Annotated in this window: 20 protein-coding genes and 4 tRNA genes; 17 read left to right on the top strand and 7 right to left on the bottom strand. The window is 33.8% G+C overall.

From position 1 onward, the window contains the following. Nucleotides 1-25 precede the first annotated feature (25 nt). Nucleotides 26-562, top strand: coding sequence for a TetR/AcrR family transcriptional regulator (locus NGI26_RS08300; RefSeq protein ID WP_251938655.1), 537 nt, complete (start codon nucleotides 26-28; stop codon nucleotides 560-562). A gap of 45 nt (nucleotides 563-607) precedes the next feature. Here the strand turns inward: NGI26_RS08300 and NGI26_RS08295 are convergent. The 7 genes from NGI26_RS08295 to rlmH form a co-directional block, all read right to left on the bottom strand. Then, nucleotides 608-681 (bottom strand) — tRNA-Asn (locus tag NGI26_RS08295). 5 nt (nucleotides 682-686) lie between these two features. Then, nucleotides 687-758, bottom strand: a tRNA-Glu gene (locus NGI26_RS08290). 51 nt (nucleotides 759-809) lie between these two features. Continuing rightward, nucleotides 810-1562, bottom strand: coding sequence for a competence system response regulator transcription factor ComE (gene comE / locus NGI26_RS08285; protein ID WP_251938653.1), 753 nt, complete (start codon nucleotides 1560-1562; stop codon nucleotides 810-812). Then, nucleotides 1559-2878: a competence system sensor histidine kinase ComD gene (comD, locus tag NGI26_RS08280; protein WP_251938650.1), complete on the bottom strand. Its 1320-nt coding sequence runs from the start codon at nucleotides 2876-2878 to the stop codon at nucleotides 1559-1561. Before comD ends, comE begins: the two co-directional genes overlap by 4 nt. 28 nt (nucleotides 2879-2906) lie before the next feature. Then, nucleotides 2907-3032 (bottom strand): competence-stimulating peptide ComC, encoded by a 126-nt coding sequence (comC, locus tag NGI26_RS08275; protein ID WP_006149099.1) that lies wholly within the window; start codon nucleotides 3030-3032, stop codon nucleotides 2907-2909. A gap of 163 nt (nucleotides 3033-3195) precedes the next feature. Further along, nucleotides 3196-3269 (bottom strand) — tRNA-Arg (locus NGI26_RS08270). A 41-nt stretch (nucleotides 3270-3310) separates the two neighbouring features. After that, complete coding sequence (gene rlmH / locus NGI26_RS08265; RefSeq protein ID WP_251938648.1) at nucleotides 3311-3790, bottom strand: 23S rRNA (pseudouridine(1915)-N(3))-methyltransferase RlmH; 480 nt, start codon at nucleotides 3788-3790, stop codon at nucleotides 3311-3313. Between the two features lie 188 nt (nucleotides 3791-3978). Between rlmH and htrA the strand changes: the two genes are divergently transcribed. The 16 genes from htrA to NGI26_RS08185 all read left to right on the top strand — a co-directional run bounded on the left by htrA (nucleotide 3979) and on the right by NGI26_RS08185 (nucleotide 20563). Then, a complete protein-coding gene (htrA, locus tag NGI26_RS08260) occupies nucleotides 3979-5163 on the top strand; it encodes a serine protease HtrA (protein WP_251938645.1) in 1185 nt (394 codons plus the stop codon). Nucleotides 5164-5219: 56 nt separating this feature from the next. After that, nucleotides 5220-5981, top strand: coding sequence for a ParB/RepB/Spo0J family partition protein (locus NGI26_RS08255; protein WP_251938643.1), 762 nt, complete (start codon nucleotides 5220-5222; stop codon nucleotides 5979-5981). 212 nt (nucleotides 5982-6193) lie between these two features. Beyond that, nucleotides 6194-7552 (top strand): chromosomal replication initiator protein DnaA, encoded by a 1359-nt coding sequence (dnaA, locus tag NGI26_RS08250; protein WP_251938642.1) that lies wholly within the window; start codon nucleotides 6194-6196, stop codon nucleotides 7550-7552. A 158-nt stretch (nucleotides 7553-7710) separates the two neighbouring features. Next, on the top strand, nucleotides 7711-8847 hold the full coding sequence (dnaN, locus tag NGI26_RS08245; RefSeq protein ID WP_251938639.1) for a DNA polymerase III subunit beta: 1137 nt from the start codon (nucleotides 7711-7713) through the stop codon (nucleotides 8845-8847). A 66-nt stretch (nucleotides 8848-8913) separates the two neighbouring features. Continuing rightward, nucleotides 8914-9108, top strand: coding sequence for a DUF951 domain-containing protein (locus NGI26_RS08240; RefSeq protein WP_004250933.1), 195 nt, complete (start codon nucleotides 8914-8916; stop codon nucleotides 9106-9108). 84 nt (nucleotides 9109-9192) lie between these two features. Then, complete coding sequence (ychF, locus tag NGI26_RS08235) at nucleotides 9193-10308, top strand: redox-regulated ATPase YchF (protein WP_251938637.1); 1116 nt, start codon at nucleotides 9193-9195, stop codon at nucleotides 10306-10308. Between the two features lie 72 nt (nucleotides 10309-10380). Beyond that, complete coding sequence (gene pth / locus NGI26_RS08230) at nucleotides 10381-10950, top strand: aminoacyl-tRNA hydrolase (RefSeq protein ID WP_251938636.1); 570 nt, start codon at nucleotides 10381-10383, stop codon at nucleotides 10948-10950. Then, nucleotides 10943-14446, top strand: coding sequence for a transcription-repair coupling factor (gene mfd / locus NGI26_RS08225; RefSeq protein ID WP_251938633.1), 3504 nt, complete (start codon nucleotides 10943-10945; stop codon nucleotides 14444-14446). Before pth ends, mfd begins: the two co-directional genes overlap by 8 nt. 65 nt (nucleotides 14447-14511) lie before the next feature. After that, a complete protein-coding gene (locus tag NGI26_RS08220; RefSeq protein WP_251938631.1) occupies nucleotides 14512-14778 on the top strand; it encodes an RNA-binding S4 domain-containing protein in 267 nt (88 codons plus the stop codon). Further along, on the top strand, nucleotides 14771-15139 hold the full coding sequence (locus NGI26_RS08215; protein ID WP_251938629.1) for a septum formation initiator family protein: 369 nt from the start codon (nucleotides 14771-14773) through the stop codon (nucleotides 15137-15139). The genes NGI26_RS08220 and NGI26_RS08215 overlap by 8 nt, the downstream gene beginning before the upstream one ends. Before the next feature lie 6 nt (nucleotides 15140-15145). Continuing rightward, nucleotides 15146-15268, top strand: coding sequence for an SP_0009 family protein (locus tag NGI26_RS08210; RefSeq protein ID WP_251938627.1), 123 nt, complete (start codon nucleotides 15146-15148; stop codon nucleotides 15266-15268). Further along, entirely contained in the window at nucleotides 15261-16529 is a 1269-nt protein-coding gene (locus tag NGI26_RS08205; RefSeq protein ID WP_251938625.1) for a serine hydrolase, read from the top strand. The genes NGI26_RS08210 and NGI26_RS08205 overlap by 8 nt, the downstream gene beginning before the upstream one ends. After that, a complete protein-coding gene (gene tilS / locus NGI26_RS08200) occupies nucleotides 16526-17803 on the top strand; it encodes a tRNA lysidine(34) synthetase TilS (RefSeq protein WP_251938623.1) in 1278 nt (425 codons plus the stop codon). The genes NGI26_RS08205 and tilS overlap by 4 nt, the downstream gene beginning before the upstream one ends. A 4-nt stretch (nucleotides 17804-17807) precedes the next feature. Continuing rightward, on the top strand, nucleotides 17808-18350 hold the full coding sequence (gene hpt, locus NGI26_RS08195) for a hypoxanthine phosphoribosyltransferase (RefSeq protein WP_004250918.1): 543 nt from the start codon (nucleotides 17808-17810) through the stop codon (nucleotides 18348-18350). Nucleotides 18351-18366: 16 nt separating this feature from the next. Further along, nucleotides 18367-20328, top strand: a complete 1962-nt coding sequence (ftsH, locus tag NGI26_RS08190; protein WP_251938620.1) for an ATP-dependent zinc metalloprotease FtsH — start codon at nucleotides 18367-18369, stop codon at nucleotides 20326-20328. A 163-nt stretch (nucleotides 20329-20491) separates the two neighbouring features. Beyond that, nucleotides 20492-20563, top strand: a tRNA-Glu gene (locus NGI26_RS08185). The last annotated feature ends 28 nt before the right edge of the window (nucleotides 20564-20591 follow it).

Genomic DNA, 20591 nt, shown 5'->3' with positions numbered 1-20591 from the left:
CTATTTATGTTCACAAGGAGGAGCTATGAAAGAGAGCAACAAACGCTTAAAAACCAAACGTACTATTGAGAACGCCATGGTTCAATTATTAACGGAACAGCCATTTGATCAAATTAGCACTGTTAAATTAGCAGAAAAAGCCGGAATTAGTCGTTCTAGCTTTTATACTCACTACAAAGATAAGTATGATATGATTGAACACTACCAAAGTAAGCTATTTCATACTTTTGAGTACATTTTCCAAAAACACGCAAATCATAAAAGAGATGCTATTCTAGAAGTTTTCGAATACTTAGAATCTGAACCACTACTAGCTGCTCTTCTTTCTGAAAATGGTACAAAAGAAATACAAAACTTCTTGAGAAATAAACTGCACATCCTGCTCAGTACAGATCTCCAAAAACGTTTTATGCAGTTAAATTTAAACGAGATTGAGTTAGAGTATAGTAGTATCTATCTAACAAATGCACTATTTGGTGTATGCCAAACTTGGATTGCTCATGGAAAAAAAGAAAGTCCGCAAGAAATGACAGACTTTCTTATGAAAATGTTAGGAGATTAAAATTAGACATAAAAAAGAACACCAATGGTGTTCTTTTTTGTTTGACTCCGCCAGTAGGACTCGAACCTACGACATCATGATTAACAGTCATGCGCTACTACCAACTGAGCTATGGCGGATAATATAGTCCGTACGGGATTCGAACCCGTGTTACCGCCGTGAAAAGGCGGTGTCTTAACCCCTTGACCAACGGACCATCTATCTGTAGCAGATATAACCATTATATCAATTTCTTACTAATTGTCAATCACTTTTTAGATTTTTTCTCCAGAATATCTCTTAATTTCCGAACCTTGAGACGAGTAATCGGACAACGATGATCTTCATAAAAAACCACTTCTAAATTTTTTCGATCAATTTCCCTAATATTTCCTACATTGACAAGAAACGACTTATGAGCGGAATAAAATCTTTGCGTATCTTTGTCTTTTTCTTGAATATCCGCCATTGTCCCATAAAATTCTTTGGCAAAATTCTTACCAATAATCCTTAACTTATGAGATACTCCTGTTGTTTCAATATACAAAATATCATGGTAGGGAATTTTCAAATCATTTCCCTTGTAGTTATAGTCAAAATAATCCACAACATCTTTATTTTCAAGTAGCATACTCTTGGTATATAAGATACTCTGTTCGATACGTTTCTTAAATAATTCATCATTGATATCTTTGTCAACAAAGTCCAAGGCTGATACTTGATATTTATAAGTTAAGGTAGCAAATTCTGATCTACTAGTGATAAATACAATAATTGCATAGGGATTATGGTGACGAATAAACTGTGCGACTTCAAATCCTTTTTTCTCAACTCCATGAATATCAATATCTAGAAAATAAAGCTGGTTTACTTCATCATTTTCGATATATTCCTTAAATTCTCGTTCTTTACCTGTTGTTTTATAAGAAATAGGAATATTTAATTCCTTTGAAATTTCATCCAAGGTTCTTTCTAATCTGACTTGATGTTGAATAACATCTTCTAAAATTAATACTTTCATTCAAACTCTCTCTTAAATCTAATAATCTGTCTAAAGGTACTATCTTCCATTTCTGTTTCTAAAATGATATTTTCATACTTATCCAAAATTTCTTTAACATTATTAAGCCCTATTCCTCTATTTCTACCTTTAGTAGAAAAACCTAGTTCAAACAAATCTTCTGAAGGTGTCATAGTAATTTTACACGAATTTTGAATCACGATAATTGTTTCCAAATCCATCTTAATCACTGCAACTTCCATTTGTTTCAAATAACTTTCTGCAGCACCTTCAACAGCATTGTTCAACAAAACACTCATAATACGAACAAGATCAAGTAAATCGATTGACAATCTTGTGATAGTATCCTTTACTTCTAGTGTAAACTCTACGTTCTTATTTCGTGCATATACAATAGATTGCGCAATTAAACTTCTTAAAGCTGAATCTTCTATGTTGTTTAAATCAAAGTATGTATACTTATCTGAACGTAATTTTTGATTAGCTTTGACTAGAACTTCATTGTAAACTCTGTCAATTTCCTGTAAATCTCCACTGTCAATAGCCATTTGCATACTGACAAGTATACCTGCATAATCATGACGAAAACCACGAATTTCATTATACAAACCCACAATTTCATCTGTATAAGTCTGTAAATGTTCTTGTTCAAATTTTTTCTGTTTTAGGGCTATTTCTTTTTCAACTCGTACCTTATGAGAATTCATTGCGAAGAAGATTAGTAGTAAACAAATAAAGACAATTGTTGCTAAAATACTACCAAAACTATTAAAATGTGTATGAGTACTTACCATATCTGAAATGAATGATAGAACATGTAAAGCACAGAAAGCAAGTATAACTTTCTTAAGAAATGGATAGAGGTAGTCTTTGTCAAAATAATTAAGTTCAAGGTGAAAATAAGTAATAATTTTTTTTATAGCAAAATAAGTTAGTAATAATACTACTAAAAAGAAGAAATTTTCATATTTTGTTACAAAAGAATCACCTGTTATTGAGGATATAGTTACTGCAATAAAAGTGTGTGTACTATGATATAATAGGGATATCAGTAAGCTGATAAAAATAGCCTTGTACTTATCATACTTTTTTATCCCTATTAGATAAAAATATATAATAAAGGGAAACATTAGTTTTTCTAAACCTAAACCATGTAAAAAAACAAAATAAAAGAAAATTTCAACTATGGACTGCAATATAAAAATCCAACATATGAATAGAAATCTTTCTTTTTTTGTTGCTCTACAAATTAGTTTATAGCTATTTGTTAAAATAAAAATATGAAGAATAACTATGAATATTTTTAATAAACCCATTATGTCTCCCTATAATCTACAATGTTTTCTATTTTTTCCTTTTAGGAAAAAGGTTAGTAATAAAGTAAGTTAATCTTTTATCCCCACCTTGAATTTCCTGTAATTCTTTTTCTGTAAGTTTTTTGAACTGTTCTAATTTAACTGTTTTTTCCATATTAAATTCTCCTTTATTGTTTTTTCTTGTAAATTAACTTACAAGCCTATTATACAAAACGGAGTTTGTTTTAAAACAATTCATTCTCAACTGCACATTTTTGTACCTGAACTGTCATTTTTTACAAAAAACGCTGGGTTGCCCCAGCGTTACATCTAGTGTATGATCCCAGCAGGATTCGAACCTGCGACCGTTCGCTTAGAAGGCGAATGCTCTATCCAGCTGAGCTATGAGACCTCACTAGTCTATATTATCAGAAAAATCTAGGTTAGTCAATCCTATTTATGATAGGGAGAACCTTGCTGGATAGTAAAGGCACGGTAAATTTGTTCAACCAAAACTAATCTCATTAATTGATGTGGAAGAGTCAAACGGCCAAAGCTAATAGATAGATTAGCACGCTTTTTTACTTGAGGAGAGAGACCTAAACTCCCACCAATGACAAAGGTTAAAGTAGAAAAACCATTTATAGGCGCTTGTTCCAATTGTTTACTAAACTCTTCAGAAGAAAGAGTTTTCCCTTCTATAGCTAGTACAATAACAAAATCTCGGTCAGCAATTTTAGAAAGAATTCTAGTCCCTTCTATCTCTAAAATCTTCTGATTTTCAGAATTACTTGCACGATCTGGTGTTTTTTCATCAGCAAGTTCAATCATTTCTAAATTCGCAAATCGCGAAAGTCTTTTTGAATATTCAGCAATCCCATCTTTGAGGTATTTTTCTTTCAGTTTTCCTACTGTTACAATTTTAATTTTCATTCTTATATTCTATCACATTCAAATCATATTTCACATCTTATACACAAGTAAAAGAACTAAAATCTTCAAGAAATTAACATATTCCCAAAAGTTATCCACAGATTGTTGAAAACATATTTTTTTTAAGTTTGAATTAAGTTAACAGTTTTATACTTTAAACAATGACTAAAACATGGAGGAATCAATCTATGAAAAAAATACAAAATATTTCAAAAAAAATCGGAAAACTTTTACTAATTATTCTCATCAGCTTTTTTAGTGGTGTATTGGGTAGTTTGACTATTCTTCAGCTAAACCAAAAACAGAAAACTAATACACAGAATAGTACAACAATCACTCAAACTGCAGTTAAAAATGAGAACTCAACTACTAAAGCAGTGGATAAAGTTAAAGATGCTGTAGTGTCGATTATCACCTATTCAGCAAATTCTCAAAATGGTCTGTTTGGATACGGTGAATCTGATACAGACACAAATACTGAACAAGTTTCCAGCCAAGGATCTGGTGTTATCTATAAAAAAGATGGGGAGTACGCCTATATCGTAACTAACACTCACGTTATTAATGGAGCTAAGAAAGTTGATATTCGTTTGGCTGACGGAACAAAAGTACCAGGAGAAATTGTAGGAACTGATACTTATTCTGATATAGCCGTTGTTAAAATCTCTTCAGAAAAGGTTTCTGCAGTAGCTGAATTTGGAGACTCAAGTCAATTGACTGTTGGAGAAACAGCCATCGCAATTGGTAGTCCTTTAGGTTCAGAGTACGCAAACACAGTTACTCAAGGAATTGTATCTAGTTTAAATAGAACTGTTTCTTTAAAATCTGAAGATGGCCAAGCTATCTCTACTAAGGCTATTCAAACAGATACAGCTATCAACCCTGGTAACTCAGGTGGTCCTTTAATCAATATTCAGGGACAAGTCATTGGTATTACATCAAGTAAAATTGCTACCAATGGTGGAACTTCTGTAGAAGGTCTAGGATTTGCTATCCCTTCAAATGATGCTATTAAAATCATAGAACAGTTGGAGAAAAATGGAAAAGTAACTCGACCAGCTTTGGGGATCCAAATGGTTAACTTATCAAATCTTAGCACAACTGATCTTCAAAAATTAAAACTTCCTGATAATATTACTTCTGGAGTAGCTGTTCGTTCTGTTCAACCTAATATGCCAGCAAATGGACACTTAGAAAAATATGATGTCATCACAAAAGTAGATGGTAACCCAATTGCATCTACTACTGAATTGCAAAATGCGCTTTACAGTCACTCTGTTGGAGATGAAATGACAATAACTTACTATCGTAATGGTAAAGAAGAAACAACAACAATCAAATTAGATAAGAGTACAAATGATTTAAATCAATAGTTTACATATCTGTAAACCTACTTTACAGAATATCAAAGATGTGATACTGTAGAAATATGGAAGAATTAAAACTAATTCATATAAAAGATATTCAAAAAAATCCCTATCAACCTCGTAAAGAATTCTCAAAAGAAAAAATAGAAGAACTGGCTCAGTCTATTAAAGAAAATGGATTAATTCAACCCATTATCGTCCGTCAATCTCCAGTTATTGGATACGAAATCCTAGCTGGAGAAAGACGTTATCGTGCATCCATTCTAGCTGGACTCTCAGAAGTTCCTGTAATCATCAAAAATTTATCTGATCAAGATATGATGCTTCATTCAATCATTGAAAATCTGCAACGAGAAGATTTAAATCCTGTTGAGGAAGCTAAATCCTATCAATCTTTGATTGATAAAGGTTTCACTCATGCTGAAATTGCTGAAAAAATGGGGAAATCACGTCCATATATTACCAATCTTGTCCGCTTGCTAACGCTCCCTGATTTTATTTTAACCGAAGTAGAAGCTGGAAAATTGTCTCAAGCACATGCTAGACTCCTGATTCAACTATCTACTGATGAACAAAAAAAATTACTCTATCGCATTCAGACAGAGGATTTATCAGTTCGACAGGTAGAACACCTACTTAAAGAAGAAAAAAATAAGAGAAAAAGTAAAGAAAAAGATCACTTTATCAAAGAAGAAGAAGAAAATTTAAAAAAATTACTGGGGTTAGATGTCCAAATTCGCCTCCAAAAGAAGGAAGCTGGAAAAATAACCATTTCTTTTCATAATCAAGAAGAGTACCAACGTTTTATTAACAGTCTGAAATAAGGCTGTTATTTTATTTTTCTCAAATCACAGCCTTATCCACTGAATTAGTAAAGGAAAAAGCAGTAAAATCAAAATTTATACCTTTTATCCACAAGTTGTGGATAAATCTTTCAAACATTGTGGATTGTTTTTCACAAGTTGTGGAAAAAATGCTTGCTATATGATAAAATAGTGTTTAAGATTATACCATTTAGAAAAGGAGGAGTTTGTTGTTGAAAGAAAAACAATTTTGGAATCAGATTTTAGAATTAGCTAAAGAGAGATTAACACGATCAATGTTTGATTTCTACGCAACACCTGCTGAATTAATAAAGGTCGAGGGAAATGTAGCTACTATATTTTTACCAAGATCTGAAATGGAAATGGTTTGGAGTACAAAACTCAATGATATAATTGTAGCTGTCGGTTTCCAAATCTACGATACTGAAATAAAAGCTCAATATGTATTGACTAAGGAAAATTCTAATACCTCCGATATAGTAAGCAATGTTGAAAGTACTAATCATCAACAGGAACAAATTGAAAAATCTATTCCTTATTCTGAAACAGGATTAAGAGATATTTATACTTTTGATAATTTTATCCAAGGTGATGGAAATATTTGGGCCAAGTCTGCTGCTTTAGCTGTCTCGGAAGATCCTGGACTAACTTATAATCCTCTGTTTATATATGGAGGACCTGGTTTAGGAAAAACTCACTTGCTCAATGCTCTGGGAAATGAAATTCTCAAAAAAAATCCTAATGCGCGTGTTAAATACATTCCTGCTGAAAGCTTTATTAATGAATTTTTAGATCACTTAAGGCTTAATGATATGGATAATTTTAAAAAAACCTATCGAAGTCTAGATCTACTTCTTATTGATGATATTCAATCTCTTAGTGGAAATAAAGTACAAACTCAGGATGAATTTTTTAATACATTTAACAAACTTCACAGTAATAATAAACAAATTGTTTTAACGAGTGACCGCAGACCAGAACAACTAGAAAATCTACCTGAGCGTCTTGTTACGCGCTTCTCATGGGGTCTGACTACAGATATAACACCACCAGATTTTGAAACTCGTATCGCTATCTTAAACAGTAAAACAGAGGATCTTGATTATCATTTTCAACCTGATACAATCGAATATTTGGCTGGCCAGTTTGATTCAAATGTACGTGAACTGGAAGGTGCGCTCAAAGATATTAGTCTCATGGCTAAAGTCAAACAAATCAACACGATAACTGTGGATATTGCATCTGAGGCTATACGTGCTCGAAAACAAAGTGTCAGCACCATGATCGTCATTCCAATTGAAAAAATCCAAGAGGAAGTCGGAAAATTTTATGATGTCAGCGTTAAGGAGATGAAGGGAACTAGACGTGTTCAGAATATTGTTCTAGCTCGTCAAGTTGCTATGTATCTAGCTAGAGAGCTGACAGATAACAGCCTTCCAAAAATCGGAAAAGAATTTGGTGGTAAAGATCATACGACCGTCATTCATGCTCATGCAAAAATCAAATCGATGATTGAAACTGATGATAAATTACGTATAGAAATCGAAACTATCAAAAAGAAAATCAAATAGCTTGTGGATAAGTGTTAATATTTTTACTAATTTATACACATCTTTTAAACAAGTGTAACTTCTTGAATTTTCTATACTAAACTAGGTTTTCCACAAATTTCACACAGACTACTATTACTATTAACCTTCTAATAATAAAAATAAATAAAGGAGATTCCATGATTCATTTTTCAATTAACAAAAATCTATTCCTGCAATCATTAAATATTACAAAACGTGCTATTAGTTCTAAAAATGCTATTCCTGTTTTATCAACAATCAAAATCGATGTGACAAACGAAGGAATAACATTAATTGGATCTAATGGTCAAATTTCAATTGAAAACTTCATTTCTCAAAAAGATGAGAATGCAGGTCTTTTGATTAACTCTTTAGGTTCTATCCTTCTAGAAGCTTCATTCTTTATCAATGTAGTATCAAGTCTTCCAGATGTAACTCTTGATTTCAAAGAGATTGAGCAACATCAGATTGTATTAACAAGTGGAAAGTCAGAAATTACCCTTAAAGGTAAAGACAGTGAACAATATCCACGTATCCAGGAAATCGCTGCAAGTAATCCTTTAGTTCTTGAAACAAAACTTCTTAAGAAGATTATCAACGAAACTGCCTTTGCAGCTAGTGTACAAGAAAGTCGTCCTATTTTGACTGGTGTTCACTTTGTTTTGAGTAATCATCAAGAATTAAAAACAGTTGCAACAGACTCACATCGTCTGAGCCAGAAAAAATTAACTCTTGAGAAAAATAGTGATAATTTTGATGTTGTCATCCCAAGTCGCTCTCTACGCGAATTTTCAGCTGTTTTTACGGACGATATTGAAACAGTAGAGATTTTCTTTGCAAATAATCAAATTCTCTTTAGAAGCGAAAATATTAGCTTCTATACACGCCTCTTAGAAGGTAATTATCCTGATACAGATCGCTTAATTCCAACTGACTTTAATACGACAGTGACTTTTGATGTTGTTAATTTACGTCAATCTATGGAACGTGCTCGTCTTTTATCAAGTGCTACTCAAAATGGAACTGTAAAATTAGAAATCAAACAAGGAGTAGTTACAGCACATGTAAATTCTCCAGAAGTTGGTAAAGTAGATGAGGAAATCGATACAGTTGCTGTATCTGGTGAAGATTTAACGATTAGCTTTAACCCAACTTACTTGATTGAAGCACTGAAAGCCTTGAATAGTGAAAAGGTAACAATCAGCTTCATCTCAGCAGTTCGTCCTTTTACTTTAGTACCAGCTGATACAGATGAAGATTTTATGCAGCTAATTACACCAGTTCGTACAAATTAATGGAAAGAGGTTGAGCCTAGCTCACCTCTTTTATGATATAATCAGAAATATGAAAAGGAGAGTAGTATGTATCAAGTTGGAAATTTTGTTGAGATGAAAAAACCACATGCTTGCACAATCAAGTCAACAGGAAAAAAAGCCAATCGTTGGGAAATCACACGTTTAGGTGCAGATATCAAGATAAAATGCAGCAATTGTGACCATGTTGTCATGATGAGTCGTTATGATTTTGAAAGAAAAATGAGTAAAATCATCGACTAAAGGCAAGAAGTTAGAGGGTTAGCAAGTTTTCCCTTTTTGTGTTATAATATGGAAGATTGAAATGTGAACGGAGAATGAGAAACTATGGCTTTAACAGCAGGTATCGTGGGTTTGCCAAACGTTGGTAAATCAACCCTATTTAATGCAATTACAAAAGCAGGAGCAGAGGCTGCAAACTATCCCTTTGCGACCATTGATCCAAACGTTGGAATGGTAGAAGTTCCAGATGAACGCCTCCAAAAATTGACGGAAATGATTACTCCTAAGAAAACAGTCCCAACAACCTTTGAATTTACAGATATTGCAGGGATTGTCAAAGGGGCTTCTAAAGGTGAAGGGCTTGGAAACAAATTCTTGGCCAATATCCGTGAAGTTGATGCCATTGTTCACGTGGTTCGTGCTTTTGATGATGAGAATGTTATGCGTGAGCAAGGTCGTGAAGATGCCTTTGTCGATCCACTAGCAGATATTGACACTATTAACCTAGAGTTGATTCTTGCAGACTTAGAATCTGTTAATAAACGCTATGCGCGTGTGGAAAAGATGGCACGTACGCAAAAAGATAAGGAATCCGTTGCAGAATTTAACGTTCTTCAAAAGATTAAACCAGTTCTTGAAGATGGAAAATCAGCTCGTACCATTGAATTCACAGATGAAGAACAAAAAGTAGTTAAAGGACTCTTCCTCTTGACCACTAAACCAGTTCTTTATGTAGCAAATGTGGATGAGGATGTCGTTGGAGATCCAGAATCTATTGAATATGTGAAGCAAATCCGTGAATTCGCATCAACAGAAAATGCAGAGGTAGTGGTCATTTCTGCGCGTGCTGAAGAAGAAATTTCTGAGTTAGACGATGAAGATAAAAAAGAGTTTCTTGAAGCCATTGGTTTGACAGAATCTGGTGTGGATAAGTTGACTCGAGCTGCTTACCATCTATTAGGACTTGGAACTTACTTTACAGCTGGTGAAAAAGAAGTTCGTGCTTGGACCTTTAAACGAGGTATGAAAGCTCCTCAAGCAGCTGGTATTATTCACTCTGACTTCGAAAAAGGCTTTATTCGTGCAGTGACCATGTCTTATGACGATTTGGTGAAATATGGATCTGAAAAGGCTGTAAAAGAAGCTGGACGCTTGCGTGAAGAAGGAAAAGAATATGTCGTTCAAGATGGCGACATCATGGAATTCCGCTTTAACGTTTAATGAACATTTTAAATAGTGTCAATTAGGTTGGAAAAAAATTCCAACCCTTTTGGCTTTTGAAAGGAAAAATAAATGACAAAACTACTTGTGGGATTGGGAAATCCAGGAGATAAATATTTTGAAACCAAACATAATGTTGGCTTTATGCTGATTGATCAACTAGCAAAAAAACAGAACGTCACCTTTACACACGATAAGATATTCCAAGCGGAGTTAGCTTCATTTTTCCTTAATGGTGAAAAAATTTATCTGGTGAAACCAACTACTTTTATGAATGAAAGTGGAAAAGCAGTTCATGCTTTATTAACCTACTATGGTTTAGATATTGAAGATTTACTGATTATTTACGATGATCTTGACATGGAAGTTGGAAAAATTCGTCTCCGAGCTAAGGGCTCAGCTGGTGGCCATAATGGAATCAAGTCAATTATTCAACATATCGGTACACAGGTTTTCAATCGTGTAAAGATTGGCATTGGAAGACCTAAAAAAGGAATGTCAGTGGTTCATCATGTCTTGAGTAAGTTTGATCAAGAAGATTATATTGGTATTTTACAGTCAATTGACAAAGTTGACGACGCTGTAAATTATTATTTACAAGAGAAAAACTTTGAAAAAACAGTGCAGAAATATAATGGGTAAGGAAATGTCATTAATCGATTTCTTTTTAGAGAATAAACAGATACAATCATGGAATGAGCATTTATCTCTCAAACAAAGACAATTACTACTTGGTCTTTCTGGATCAGCAAAATCCTTAGCTATTGCTAGTAGTCTAAAGAGTCAGGATAAGATTTTAGTGATGACTTCTACATATGGAGAGGCTGAGCGTTTGGTCAATGATTTAATCTCCATACTAGGTTCAGATCTGGTTTATCCATTTCTAGTAGATGATTCACCAATGGTCGAATTTTTGGTATCATCTCAGGAAAAGATTTTTTCTCGGGTTGAAGCTTTGCGTTTTTTAAGAGATAGGTCTCAAAAAGGGATTTTAGTTTGTAACCTAGCAGCTAGCCGCTTATTTTTACCAGATCCTCAAATTTTTGATAATAGTATTTTAAATCTTGAAATTGGCCAAGAATGTGAACAAAGTGAACTAAAAACTCAATTGATTTCTCTTGGTTATAAAAAAGTTACACAAGTTCAAAGTCAAGGTGAGTTTAGTCTTCGTGGAGATATTCTGGATATCTTTGAAACTTCTCAAATATCTCCTTATCGAATAGAATTTTTTGGTGATGAGATTGATGGGATTAGAGAATTCGATGCTGAAACGCAATTATCAAAAGATAGTCAATCTCAAGTCTTGATTTATCCAGCTAGTGATATTTTGCTAACTGCTGAAGATTATCATCGTGGTCAAAAATTCTTAGAACATGAGATTGATAAAGCTATTTCTCCAACTTTAAAGTCTTACTTAGAAGAAGTTTTTAGTTGCACGAAAGAGCAAGTTCTTCATGCAGATATTCGCAAGTTTTTATCTATTTTTTATAAAAAACAATGGACATTGATTGACTATTTGAATCAAATTCCTATTATCTTTGATGATTTTCAAAAAATTATCAATCAGTATGATGTTTTTGATAAGGAAACAGCTAGTTACTTGACAGAAGATTTACATAACAGTAAAGCTGTGTCAAATTTACAATATTTTGCGGATGTAGAAAGTCAATTAAAAAAATATGTACCAGCGAGTTTCTTTTCGAATTTTCAAAAAGGTCTTGGAAATCTAAAATTTGATGATCTTTATCAATTCAATCAATATCCCATGCAAGAATTCTTCAATCAGTTTTCTTTTCTGAAGGAAGAAATTGAACGCTATAAAAAATTAAAGTATACGATTGTTCTTCAATCAAGCAGCCAAACAGAATTAAAAAAACTGTCAACGATTCTTGATGAATATAGCATTAAAGTTGATAACAGTAATCAAAGTGAAATCTGTAAAGGAACTGTCAATCTAGTTGAAGGAAATCTTCGTCATGGTTTTCATTTTGTAGATGAGAATCTTGTATTCATCACTGAATATGAAATTTTTAAAAAGAAGATTAAACGCAAGTATCGCAGACAAAATATTAGCAACGCTGAACGATTAAAGGATTATAATGAGCTTCAAAAAGGAGATTATGTTGTTCACCAAATTCATGGTATTGGCCAATATTTAGGAATTGAAACAATTGAAATAAAAGGAATTCATAGAGACTACGTAAGTGTCCAATACCAAAATGGAGATCGAATTTCTATCCCTGTAGAGCAGATACAGACTCTTTCTAAGTATGTTTCTAGTGATGGTAAGGCTCCAAAGTTAAACAAATTAAACGATGGACGTTTTAAAAAAGCCAAGCAAAAAGTTAAAAATCAAGTTGAAGATATTGCAGATGACTTAATTAAACTGTATGCCGAGAGGAGTCAACTTAAAGGATATGCATTTTCAAAAGATGATGAAGATCAGGTTGCTTTTGATGAGGCTTTCCCTTATGTTGAAACTGAAGATCAACTTCGAAGTATCGAAGAAATTAAGAAAGATATGCAAAGTTCTCAACCAATGGATCGACTTTTAGTTGGAGATGTTGGTTTTGGTAAGACAGAAGTAGCAATGAGAGCTGCTTTTAAGGCTGTCAATAATCATAAACAGGTTGTTGTTTTAGTACCTACTACAGTTTTGGCTCAGCAACATTATAGTAATTTCAAAGAAAGATTTGAGCAATTTGCTGTCAATGTAGATGTTTTGAGTCGTTTTAGAAGTAAAAAAGAGCAGGCTGAGACACTTGAAAAATTGAAAAAAGGACAAGTAGACATTTTGATAGGAACTCATCGCGTTTTATCTAAAGATGTTGAATTTGCTGATTTAGGATTGATCATTATCGATGAGGAACAGCGTTTTGGTGTCAAGCATAAAGAAGCACTCAAGGAATTAAAAAAGAAGGTTGATGTCTTAACCTTGACAGCTACACCGATTCCTCGAACTCTTCATATGTCTATGTTAGGTATCCGAGATTTATCTGTCATCGAAACTCCTCCAACAAATCGATACCCTGTACAAACCTATGTCCTTGAACAGAATGATCGTGTCATTCGTGATGCTGTATTGAGAGAAATTGATCGTGGTGGTCAGGTTTACTATCTTTACAATAAAGTTGACACGATTGAAAAGAAGGTTTCAGAGTTACAAGAATTGATTCCTGAAGCTTCTATAGGTTTTGTTCATGGTCAAATGAGTGAAATTCGTTTGGAGAACACACTGCTTGATTTTATTGAAGGTGAATATGATATTTTAGTGACCACGACAATCATTGAAACAGGTGTGGATATTCCAAATGCCAATACCTTGTTTATCGAAAATGCAGATCACATGGGTCTATCTACCTTGTATCAATTAAGAGGTCGGGTTGGTCGTAGTAATCGTATTGCTTATGCTTATCTCATGTATCGACCAGATAAATCATTGACAGAAGTTTCTGAGAAAAGATTAGAAGCTATCAAAGGTTTCACTGAATTGGGTTCAGGTTTCAAAATTGCCATGCGTGATTTGTCTATCCGTGGAGCGGGTAATCTTTTAGGAAGTTCCCAGTCCGGTTTTATCGATTCAGTTGGTTTTGAACTGTATTCTCAGTTACTGGAAGAAGCCATTGCTAAGAAAAATGGAACTGACAAGAAACGTGAAAAAGGAAATGCTGAGTTACTTCTACAAATTGATGCCTATCTTCCTGATGAGTACATTTCAGATGAACGGCATAAAATTGAAATTTACAAGAGAATTCGTCAAATTGACAACCGTGTCAACTACGAAGAATTACAAGATGAGTTGATAGACCGATTTGGAGAGTATCCAGATGTAGTTGCTTACCTCTTAGAAATTGGATTAGCAAAAGCTTATCTTGATAAAGTCTTTGTCAATCGTGTTGAAAGAAGAGATAATAAGCTTGTGATTCAATTTGAAAAGATATCTCAACAACTATTCTTAACTCAAGATTATTTCCAAGCCCTCTCACAGACAAGTTTGAAGGCTAACATTTCTGAGAATCAAGGTTTGATAGAAGTTGTTTTTGATATTCGAAATAAAAAAGATTATGAGATTTTAGAAGGTCTTTTAACCTTTGGAGAAACATTAGCAAACATAAAAGAATCAAAAGAGTCACATTAGGAGTTACCTTTTTTCTTCTATAAAAGGGATAAAAATGGTACAATAATAATTTGAGGTATTATAAGATGAGATTAGATAAATATTTAAAAGTATCACGAATTATTAAACGCCGTACAGTGGCTAAGGAAGTTGCAGATAAAGGGCGAATCAAGGTAAATGGAATCCTTGCGAAGAGTTCAACAGATTTAAAAGTCAACGATCAGGTTGAAATTCGCTTTGGAAATAAGTTGTTGCTTGTGAGAGTGCTAGAAATGAAAGATAGCACAAAAAAAGAAGATGCAGCTGGAATGTATGAAATCATCAGTGAAACAAGGGTAGAAGACGATGTATAAAAAAATAGTCCAAATGAATAACTCTTTTATTCAAAATGAATACCAACGTCGTAAGTACATGATGGAAGAACGTCAAAAACGGAATCGTTTTATGGGTTGGGTTTTAATTTTGATTATGTTGTTATTTATCTTACCAACTTATAATTTAGCGCAAAGTTATCAACAATTACTAACACGTCGCCAGCAACTAGCTGATTTGAACAAACAATATCAGGAATTGAGCGATGAAAAGGATAAAGAAGCTAGTTTAGCAACGAAGTTAAAAGACGAATCCTATGCTGCTAAATATTCCCGTGCAAAATATTATTATTCAAAAACATGGGAGGAAGTTTATACAATTCCGGACTTGCTTCCTAGGTAATGTTAAATGGAAAATTTATTAGAGATTGTTGAACAATTTTTAAGTCAATCAGATGAAAAATTAGATGAGTTAGCTCAAAAAAATCATCTATTACGACTGCAAGAAGAAGAGGGGAAAAAGAATGCGTAAATTTTTAGTGATATTACTACTTCCTATTTTCCTAAAAAGTGTACAAGTAGTAAGCACTGAGAATCAAGTTATTATTCCAAAACAAGAAGTTTATTCCTTAACTCACGCTCCGTATCATTTTTATTATCAAGATACTATAGAATCTCCAAAATTTTATGGTGAGACACCTGTTTATTCTACAGAAGACCTGATTAATGAATCAGGTAAAGTAAATGCAGAAACAACATTAACCGTTACAGAATGGAGATTAAATAAACAAGGACAGCCTGTCTTTAAATTGTCTAATAATCAATTTGTGATGGCTGATAAACGACTTTTATACGATAGCTCCATCGTCAATAATTTCTCAAAACGAGTATGGCTAGAACCAGGATTTGTCGTTTATAATAGTCCTTATGATCAACAAGAATTAAAGTCTACTTTAGCGTCTTATCAAGAAGTTGAAGCAGATATGTCTATTTTTGCTGAAGGTCGTGAATTCTTACATATCAAGCAAAAAGGTTGGATTTCGACGAATTATATTTCCGATGATGATAATCGTATTCAGAAAGTACAAGAGTTTCTATCTGCGAATTATCAAAATGAACAGTTCTCTATTTATGTTAAACAACTTAGTACAGGTAAGGAAGCTGGCATTAATGAAAATCAAAAAATGTACGCTGCTAGTGTTATGAAATTACCTTATCTTTATTATATTCAGGAAAAAATCAATCAAGGTGATTACCAACTTGATACGAAACTAAAGTATGTTTCTGAAGTTAACGATTTTCCTGGTTCTTATAAACCGGAAGGAAGCGGAAGTCTCCCTAAAACAGCGGACAATAAAGAATACACAATCAAAGATTTAATCACAAAAACTGCAAAAGAATCTGACAATGTAGCTCATAATATTCTTGCTTATTATATTACGAATAAATCAGATGAAGTCTTTAAAAAAGAAATGGCTACTATCGCAGGTGAGGAATGGGATGTGACAGATAAGTTGGCTTCAGCTAAAATGGCTGGTCAAGTTATGGAATCTATTTATAATCAGAATGGTTTTGTTTTAGAATCCCTTTCACAAACATCTTTTGATAATCAGCGGATTGCTAAGAATATTTCTACTAAGGTAGCCCATAAAATTGGGGATGCAGATGAATTTAAACACGATGTAGGAATAGTCTACACAGATTCTCCTTTCGTTATTTCAATCTTTACCAAAAATTCTGATTACGATACCATTTCTAAAATTGCTAAGGATGTCTACGAGGTCCTAAAATGAGAGACCGAGATTTTTTAAATCATTTTCTAGAAAAAGGTTACTTTGAAGGACATTCAAGAGTTGTGCTAGCCTTGTCTGGTGGATTGGATTCGATGTTTCTTTTTCAACTTCTTTTGACCTATAAAAAAGAACTTGGTATTGAATTGTTTTTAGCTCATGTAAATCATAAACAACGACCAGAGTCAGATAAGGAAGAAATTGAATTAAGAAAACTAGCTGAACAAGTTGGAATTCCAATTTATGTAGCTTGTTTTACTGGAGATTTTTCAGAAGCGAATGCTCGTCAATTTCGCTATGAATTTTTTAGAGAAGTGATGGAGAAAACTTCATCTACAGCTCTTGTAACTGCTCATCATGCAGATGATCAAGTTGAGACAATCTTTATGCGATTGATTAGAGGTGTTAGACTACACCATTTATCAGCTATTAAAGAAAGACAAATGTTTGATAAGGGAGAGTTGATTCGTCCTTTGTTGTCTTTTTATAAGAAGGATTTTCCTGAAATTGAGCATTTTGAAGATTCAACGAATAAAGAAAATCACTATCTTCGCAATCGTATTCGCAACCTCTATCTGCCACAGTTAGAAAAAGAAAATGTTCAGGTAAAAAAAGCAATTTTAGAGTTTGGAAAAGAAGTTTCTGACTATCAAATTGCTCTGGCTGAATTATCTCAAGCAGTTGATGTAGAAGATTTAACTCAGTTTTTATCTTTTAGTGAAGCAACGCAAGGAGTTTTACTACAACAATATCTTAGTCGTTTTGCTGATTTAAATGTAACTAGAGAACAATTTCGAGAAATTCATCATATTCTAAAGACTAAAAGTCAATACCACCATAGTTTGAAAAATGGCTACAAATTAGTTAAAGAGTACAATCACTTTCAAATTTGTAAAATCAGACCAAAGTCTGATGAAAAAAGTAGTGAGTGTGTGTTAAACTATCAAAATCAAGTTTATTATGATGGTTATCTCTTTTCATTTGGAATTCCTCTAAGAGGAGAAGATATTCAACATATAAATGTTTCCCGTGAAACATCATTGATTTTGCGACATCGAAAGCCAGGTGATTATTTGATAAAAAATGGTTACCGAAAAAAAGTAAGACGACTTTTTATTGATTTAAAAATTCCTACAGAAAAACGAAAAAATGCGATTATTATTGAGCAATCCGGCGAAATTTGTTCAATTTTAGGAATTGAAATCAGTGATTTGAGTATAAAAATGAAAAATGATATAATGAACACTGTACTTTATATAGAAAAAATAGATAGGTAAAATCATGTTAGAACAAGACATCAAGAAAATTATGATTTCACAAGATGAAATTACAGAAGCAGCTAAAAAGTTAGGTGCTCAACTGACGAAAGATTACGAAGGAAAAAATCCGATTTTAGTTGGAATTTTAAAAGGTTCTATTCCTTTTATGGCAGAATTAGTTAAATATATCGACACTCATCTTGAAATGGATTTTATGATGGTTTCTAGTTATCATGGTGGAACTGTAAGTAGTGGTGTCATCAATATCAAACAAGATGTAACTCAAGATGTTAAAGGTAGACACATTGTCTTTGTAGAAGATATTATTGATACTGGTCAGACTTTAAAAAGTTTGAGAGATATGTTTACTGCTAGAGAAGCAGCATCTGTTAAGATTGTTACTATGCTGGATAAACCAGAAGGACGTACAGTAGAAATCGAAGCAGATTATACATGTTTTACAATTCCAAATGAATTCGTTGTAGGCTATGGTTTAGACTATAATGAAAACTATCGTAATCTTCCTTATGTAGGTGTATTAAAAGAGGAAGTTTACTCAAAATAGAAGGGTAAGTTGTTGAATGCAAAAACAAAATAATGGTTTTATAAAAAATCCATTTCTTTATTTGTTGATGATTTTCTTGTTAGTAACAGGATTTCAGTACTTTTTTGCTGGAAGAGCTGCTGGTCATAGCCAACAAATTAAGTACTCAGAATTGGTGCAGGAAATCACTAATGACAATGTAAAAGAAATAACCTATCAGCCAAGTGGTAGTGTTATTGAAGTATCTGGTGTTTATAAAACTGCTAAAACAGAAAAACCAGAAACAGGTATTCAGTTTTTCACACCTTCTGTAACAAAAGTAGAGAAATTTACAAGTATTATTCTGCCATCGGATACTACTGTAGCGGACTTGCAGAAACTGGCAAGTGAACACCAAACACAAGTTGAAGTGAAGCATGAGAGCTCAAGTGGTATGTGGATTAACATCCTAGTTTCAGTAGTACCATTTGCCATTTTATTCTTCTTCCTGTTTTCTATGATGGGAAATATGGGCGGAAATAGCGGACGTAATCCAATGAGTTTTGGACGTAGTAAAGCTAAGGCTGCTAATAAAGAAGATATCAAAGTACGCTTTTCAGATGTAGCAGGAGCTGAGGAAGAAAAACAAGAACTTGTTGAAGTTGTTGAATTCTTGAAAGATCCGAAACGCTTTACAAAATTAGGTGCTCGTATCCCAGCTGGTGTTCTCTTAGAAGGACCTCCAGGAACTGGTAAAACATTGCTTGCTAAAGCAGTTGCGGGAGAAGCTGGCGTGCCGTTCTTTAGTATTTCAGGTTCTGACTTTGTAGAAATGTTCGTCGGTGTCGGTGCAAGCCGTGTCCGTTCTCTATTTGAGGACGCTAAAAAAGCAGCACCAGCCATTATCTTTATTGATGAAATCGATGCTGTTGGTCGCCAACGTGGTGTTGGTTTAGGTGGAGGTAATGACGAACGTGAACAAACCTTGAACCAACTCTTGATTGAAATGGATGGTTTTGAAGGAAACGAAGGAATTATCGTTATTGCGGCAACAAACCGTTCTGACGTATTAGATCCAGCCCTTCTTCGTCCAGGTCGTTTTGATAGAAAAGTATTGGTTGGTCGTCCAGATGTTAAGGGACGTGAAGCAATTCTAAAAGTTCACGCTAGAAATAAACCTTTAGCAGAAGATGTAGATTTGAAGTTAGTAGCACAACAAACGCCAGGTTTTGTTGGAGCTGATTTGGAAAATGTATTGAACGAGGCAGCCTTAGTTGCTGCCCGTCGCAATAAGTCAGTCATTGATGCTTCTGATATTGATGAGGCAGAAGATCGCGTAATTGCAGGGCCTTCTAAGAAAGATAAAACTGTTTCTCAAAAAGAACGTGAAATGGTTGCTTACCATGAGGCAGGACACACAATTGTTGGTTTGGTCTTGTCCAATGCGCGTGTCGTTCATAAGGTAACAATTGTTCCTCGTGGTCGTGCTGGTGGTTATATGATTGCTCTTCCAAAAGAAGATCAAATGTTACTATCTAAAGAAGATATGAAAGAACAATTAGCAGGTTTGATGGGTGGACGTGTTGCTGAAGAGATTATCTTCAACGTCCAAACAACAGGTGCATCGAACGACTTCGAGCAAGCCACACAAATGGCGCGTGCTATGGTTACTGAGTATGGAATGAGTGAAAAACTTGGACCAGTTCAGTATGAAGGTAATCATGCTATGTTTGGTGCTCAATCTCCACAAAAAACAATTTCAGAGCGTACTGCTTACGAAATTGACGAAGAAGTTCGAGCTTTATTGAATGAAGCACGTAATAAAGCGGCTGAGATCATTCAATCAAACCGTGAAACGCATAAATTGATTGCACAAGCCTTGTTGAAATATGAAACATTGGATAGTACACAAATCAAATCTCTGTATGAAACAGGAAAGATGCCTGAATCAGAAGAAGAAGAAGAATCTCGTGCTCTATCATATGATGAAGTCAAATCGAAAATGGCTGAAGAAAACTAAAATCTTAGTAGACAAGATACAAGAGAGGATAAAAAATGTTCCTCTCTTTTTTACTATATAAATACAAATTTATGAAAACTAGTAATAAAATTTCAGAAAAAAGAGTCAAACTAGTTGACAAGGTAGAAAAAGTAGGTATAATAGAAAGAGTTGAAAAGCTCGAGGTCCGTTGGTCAAGGGGTTAAGACACCGCCTTTTCACGGCGGTAACACGGGTTCGAATCCCGTACGGACTATGAGTGTATCGCGGTTGATGGAAATAGG

It is taken from the genome of Streptococcus sp. Marseille-Q0941 (assembly GCF_943736975.1).
In the GTDB taxonomy this organism is placed as follows: Bacteria; Bacillota; Bacilli; order Lactobacillales; family Streptococcaceae; genus Streptococcus.
Note: the sequence above shows the minus strand (reverse complement) of the source record. Positions and strands in the feature narration are given on the sequence as shown.

Bases quoted from the DNA above. Each gene is read 5' to 3' on its own strand.
- htrA (WP_251938645.1), top strand. From the start codon at position 3,979: ATGAAAAAAATACAAAATATTTCAAAAAAAATCGGAAAACTTTTACTA.
- hpt (WP_004250918.1), top strand. From the start codon at position 17,808: ATGTTAGAACAAGACATCAAGAAAATTATGATTTCACAAGATGAAATT.
- mfd (WP_251938633.1), top strand. From the start codon at position 10,943: ATGGGTAAGGAAATGTCATTAATCGATTTCTTTTTAGAGAATAAACAG.
- NGI26_RS08300 (WP_251938655.1), top strand. From the start codon at position 26: ATGAAAGAGAGCAACAAACGCTTAAAAACCAAACGTACTATTGAGAAC.
- rlmH (WP_251938648.1), bottom strand. From the start codon at position 3,790: ATGAAAATTAAAATTGTAACAGTAGGAAAACTGAAAGAAAAATACCTC.
- comC (WP_006149099.1), bottom strand. From the start codon at position 3,032: ATGGAAAAAACAGTTAAATTAGAACAGTTCAAAAAACTTACAGAAAAA.
- NGI26_RS08215 (WP_251938629.1), top strand. From the start codon at position 14,771: ATGTATAAAAAAATAGTCCAAATGAATAACTCTTTTATTCAAAATGAA.
- NGI26_RS08255 (WP_251938643.1), top strand. From the start codon at position 5,220: ATGGAAGAATTAAAACTAATTCATATAAAAGATATTCAAAAAAATCCC.
- NGI26_RS08205 (WP_251938625.1), top strand. From the start codon at position 15,261: ATGCGTAAATTTTTAGTGATATTACTACTTCCTATTTTCCTAAAAAGT.
- ychF (WP_251938637.1), top strand. From the start codon at position 9,193: ATGGCTTTAACAGCAGGTATCGTGGGTTTGCCAAACGTTGGTAAATCA.
- dnaN (WP_251938639.1), top strand. From the start codon at position 7,711: ATGATTCATTTTTCAATTAACAAAAATCTATTCCTGCAATCATTAAAT.
- tilS (WP_251938623.1), top strand. From the start codon at position 16,526: ATGAGAGACCGAGATTTTTTAAATCATTTTCTAGAAAAAGGTTACTTT.
- pth (WP_251938636.1), top strand. From the start codon at position 10,381: ATGACAAAACTACTTGTGGGATTGGGAAATCCAGGAGATAAATATTTT.
- ftsH (WP_251938620.1), top strand. From the start codon at position 18,367: ATGCAAAAACAAAATAATGGTTTTATAAAAAATCCATTTCTTTATTTG.
- comE (WP_251938653.1), bottom strand. From the start codon at position 1,562: ATGAAAGTATTAATTTTAGAAGATGTTATTCAACATCAAGTCAGATTA.
- NGI26_RS08210 (WP_251938627.1), top strand. From the start codon at position 15,146: ATGGAAAATTTATTAGAGATTGTTGAACAATTTTTAAGTCAATCAGAT.
- NGI26_RS08220 (WP_251938631.1), top strand. From the start codon at position 14,512: ATGAGATTAGATAAATATTTAAAAGTATCACGAATTATTAAACGCCGT.
- comD (WP_251938650.1), bottom strand. From the start codon at position 2,878: ATGGGTTTATTAAAAATATTCATAGTTATTCTTCATATTTTTATTTTA.
- NGI26_RS08240 (WP_004250933.1), top strand. From the start codon at position 8,914: ATGTATCAAGTTGGAAATTTTGTTGAGATGAAAAAACCACATGCTTGC.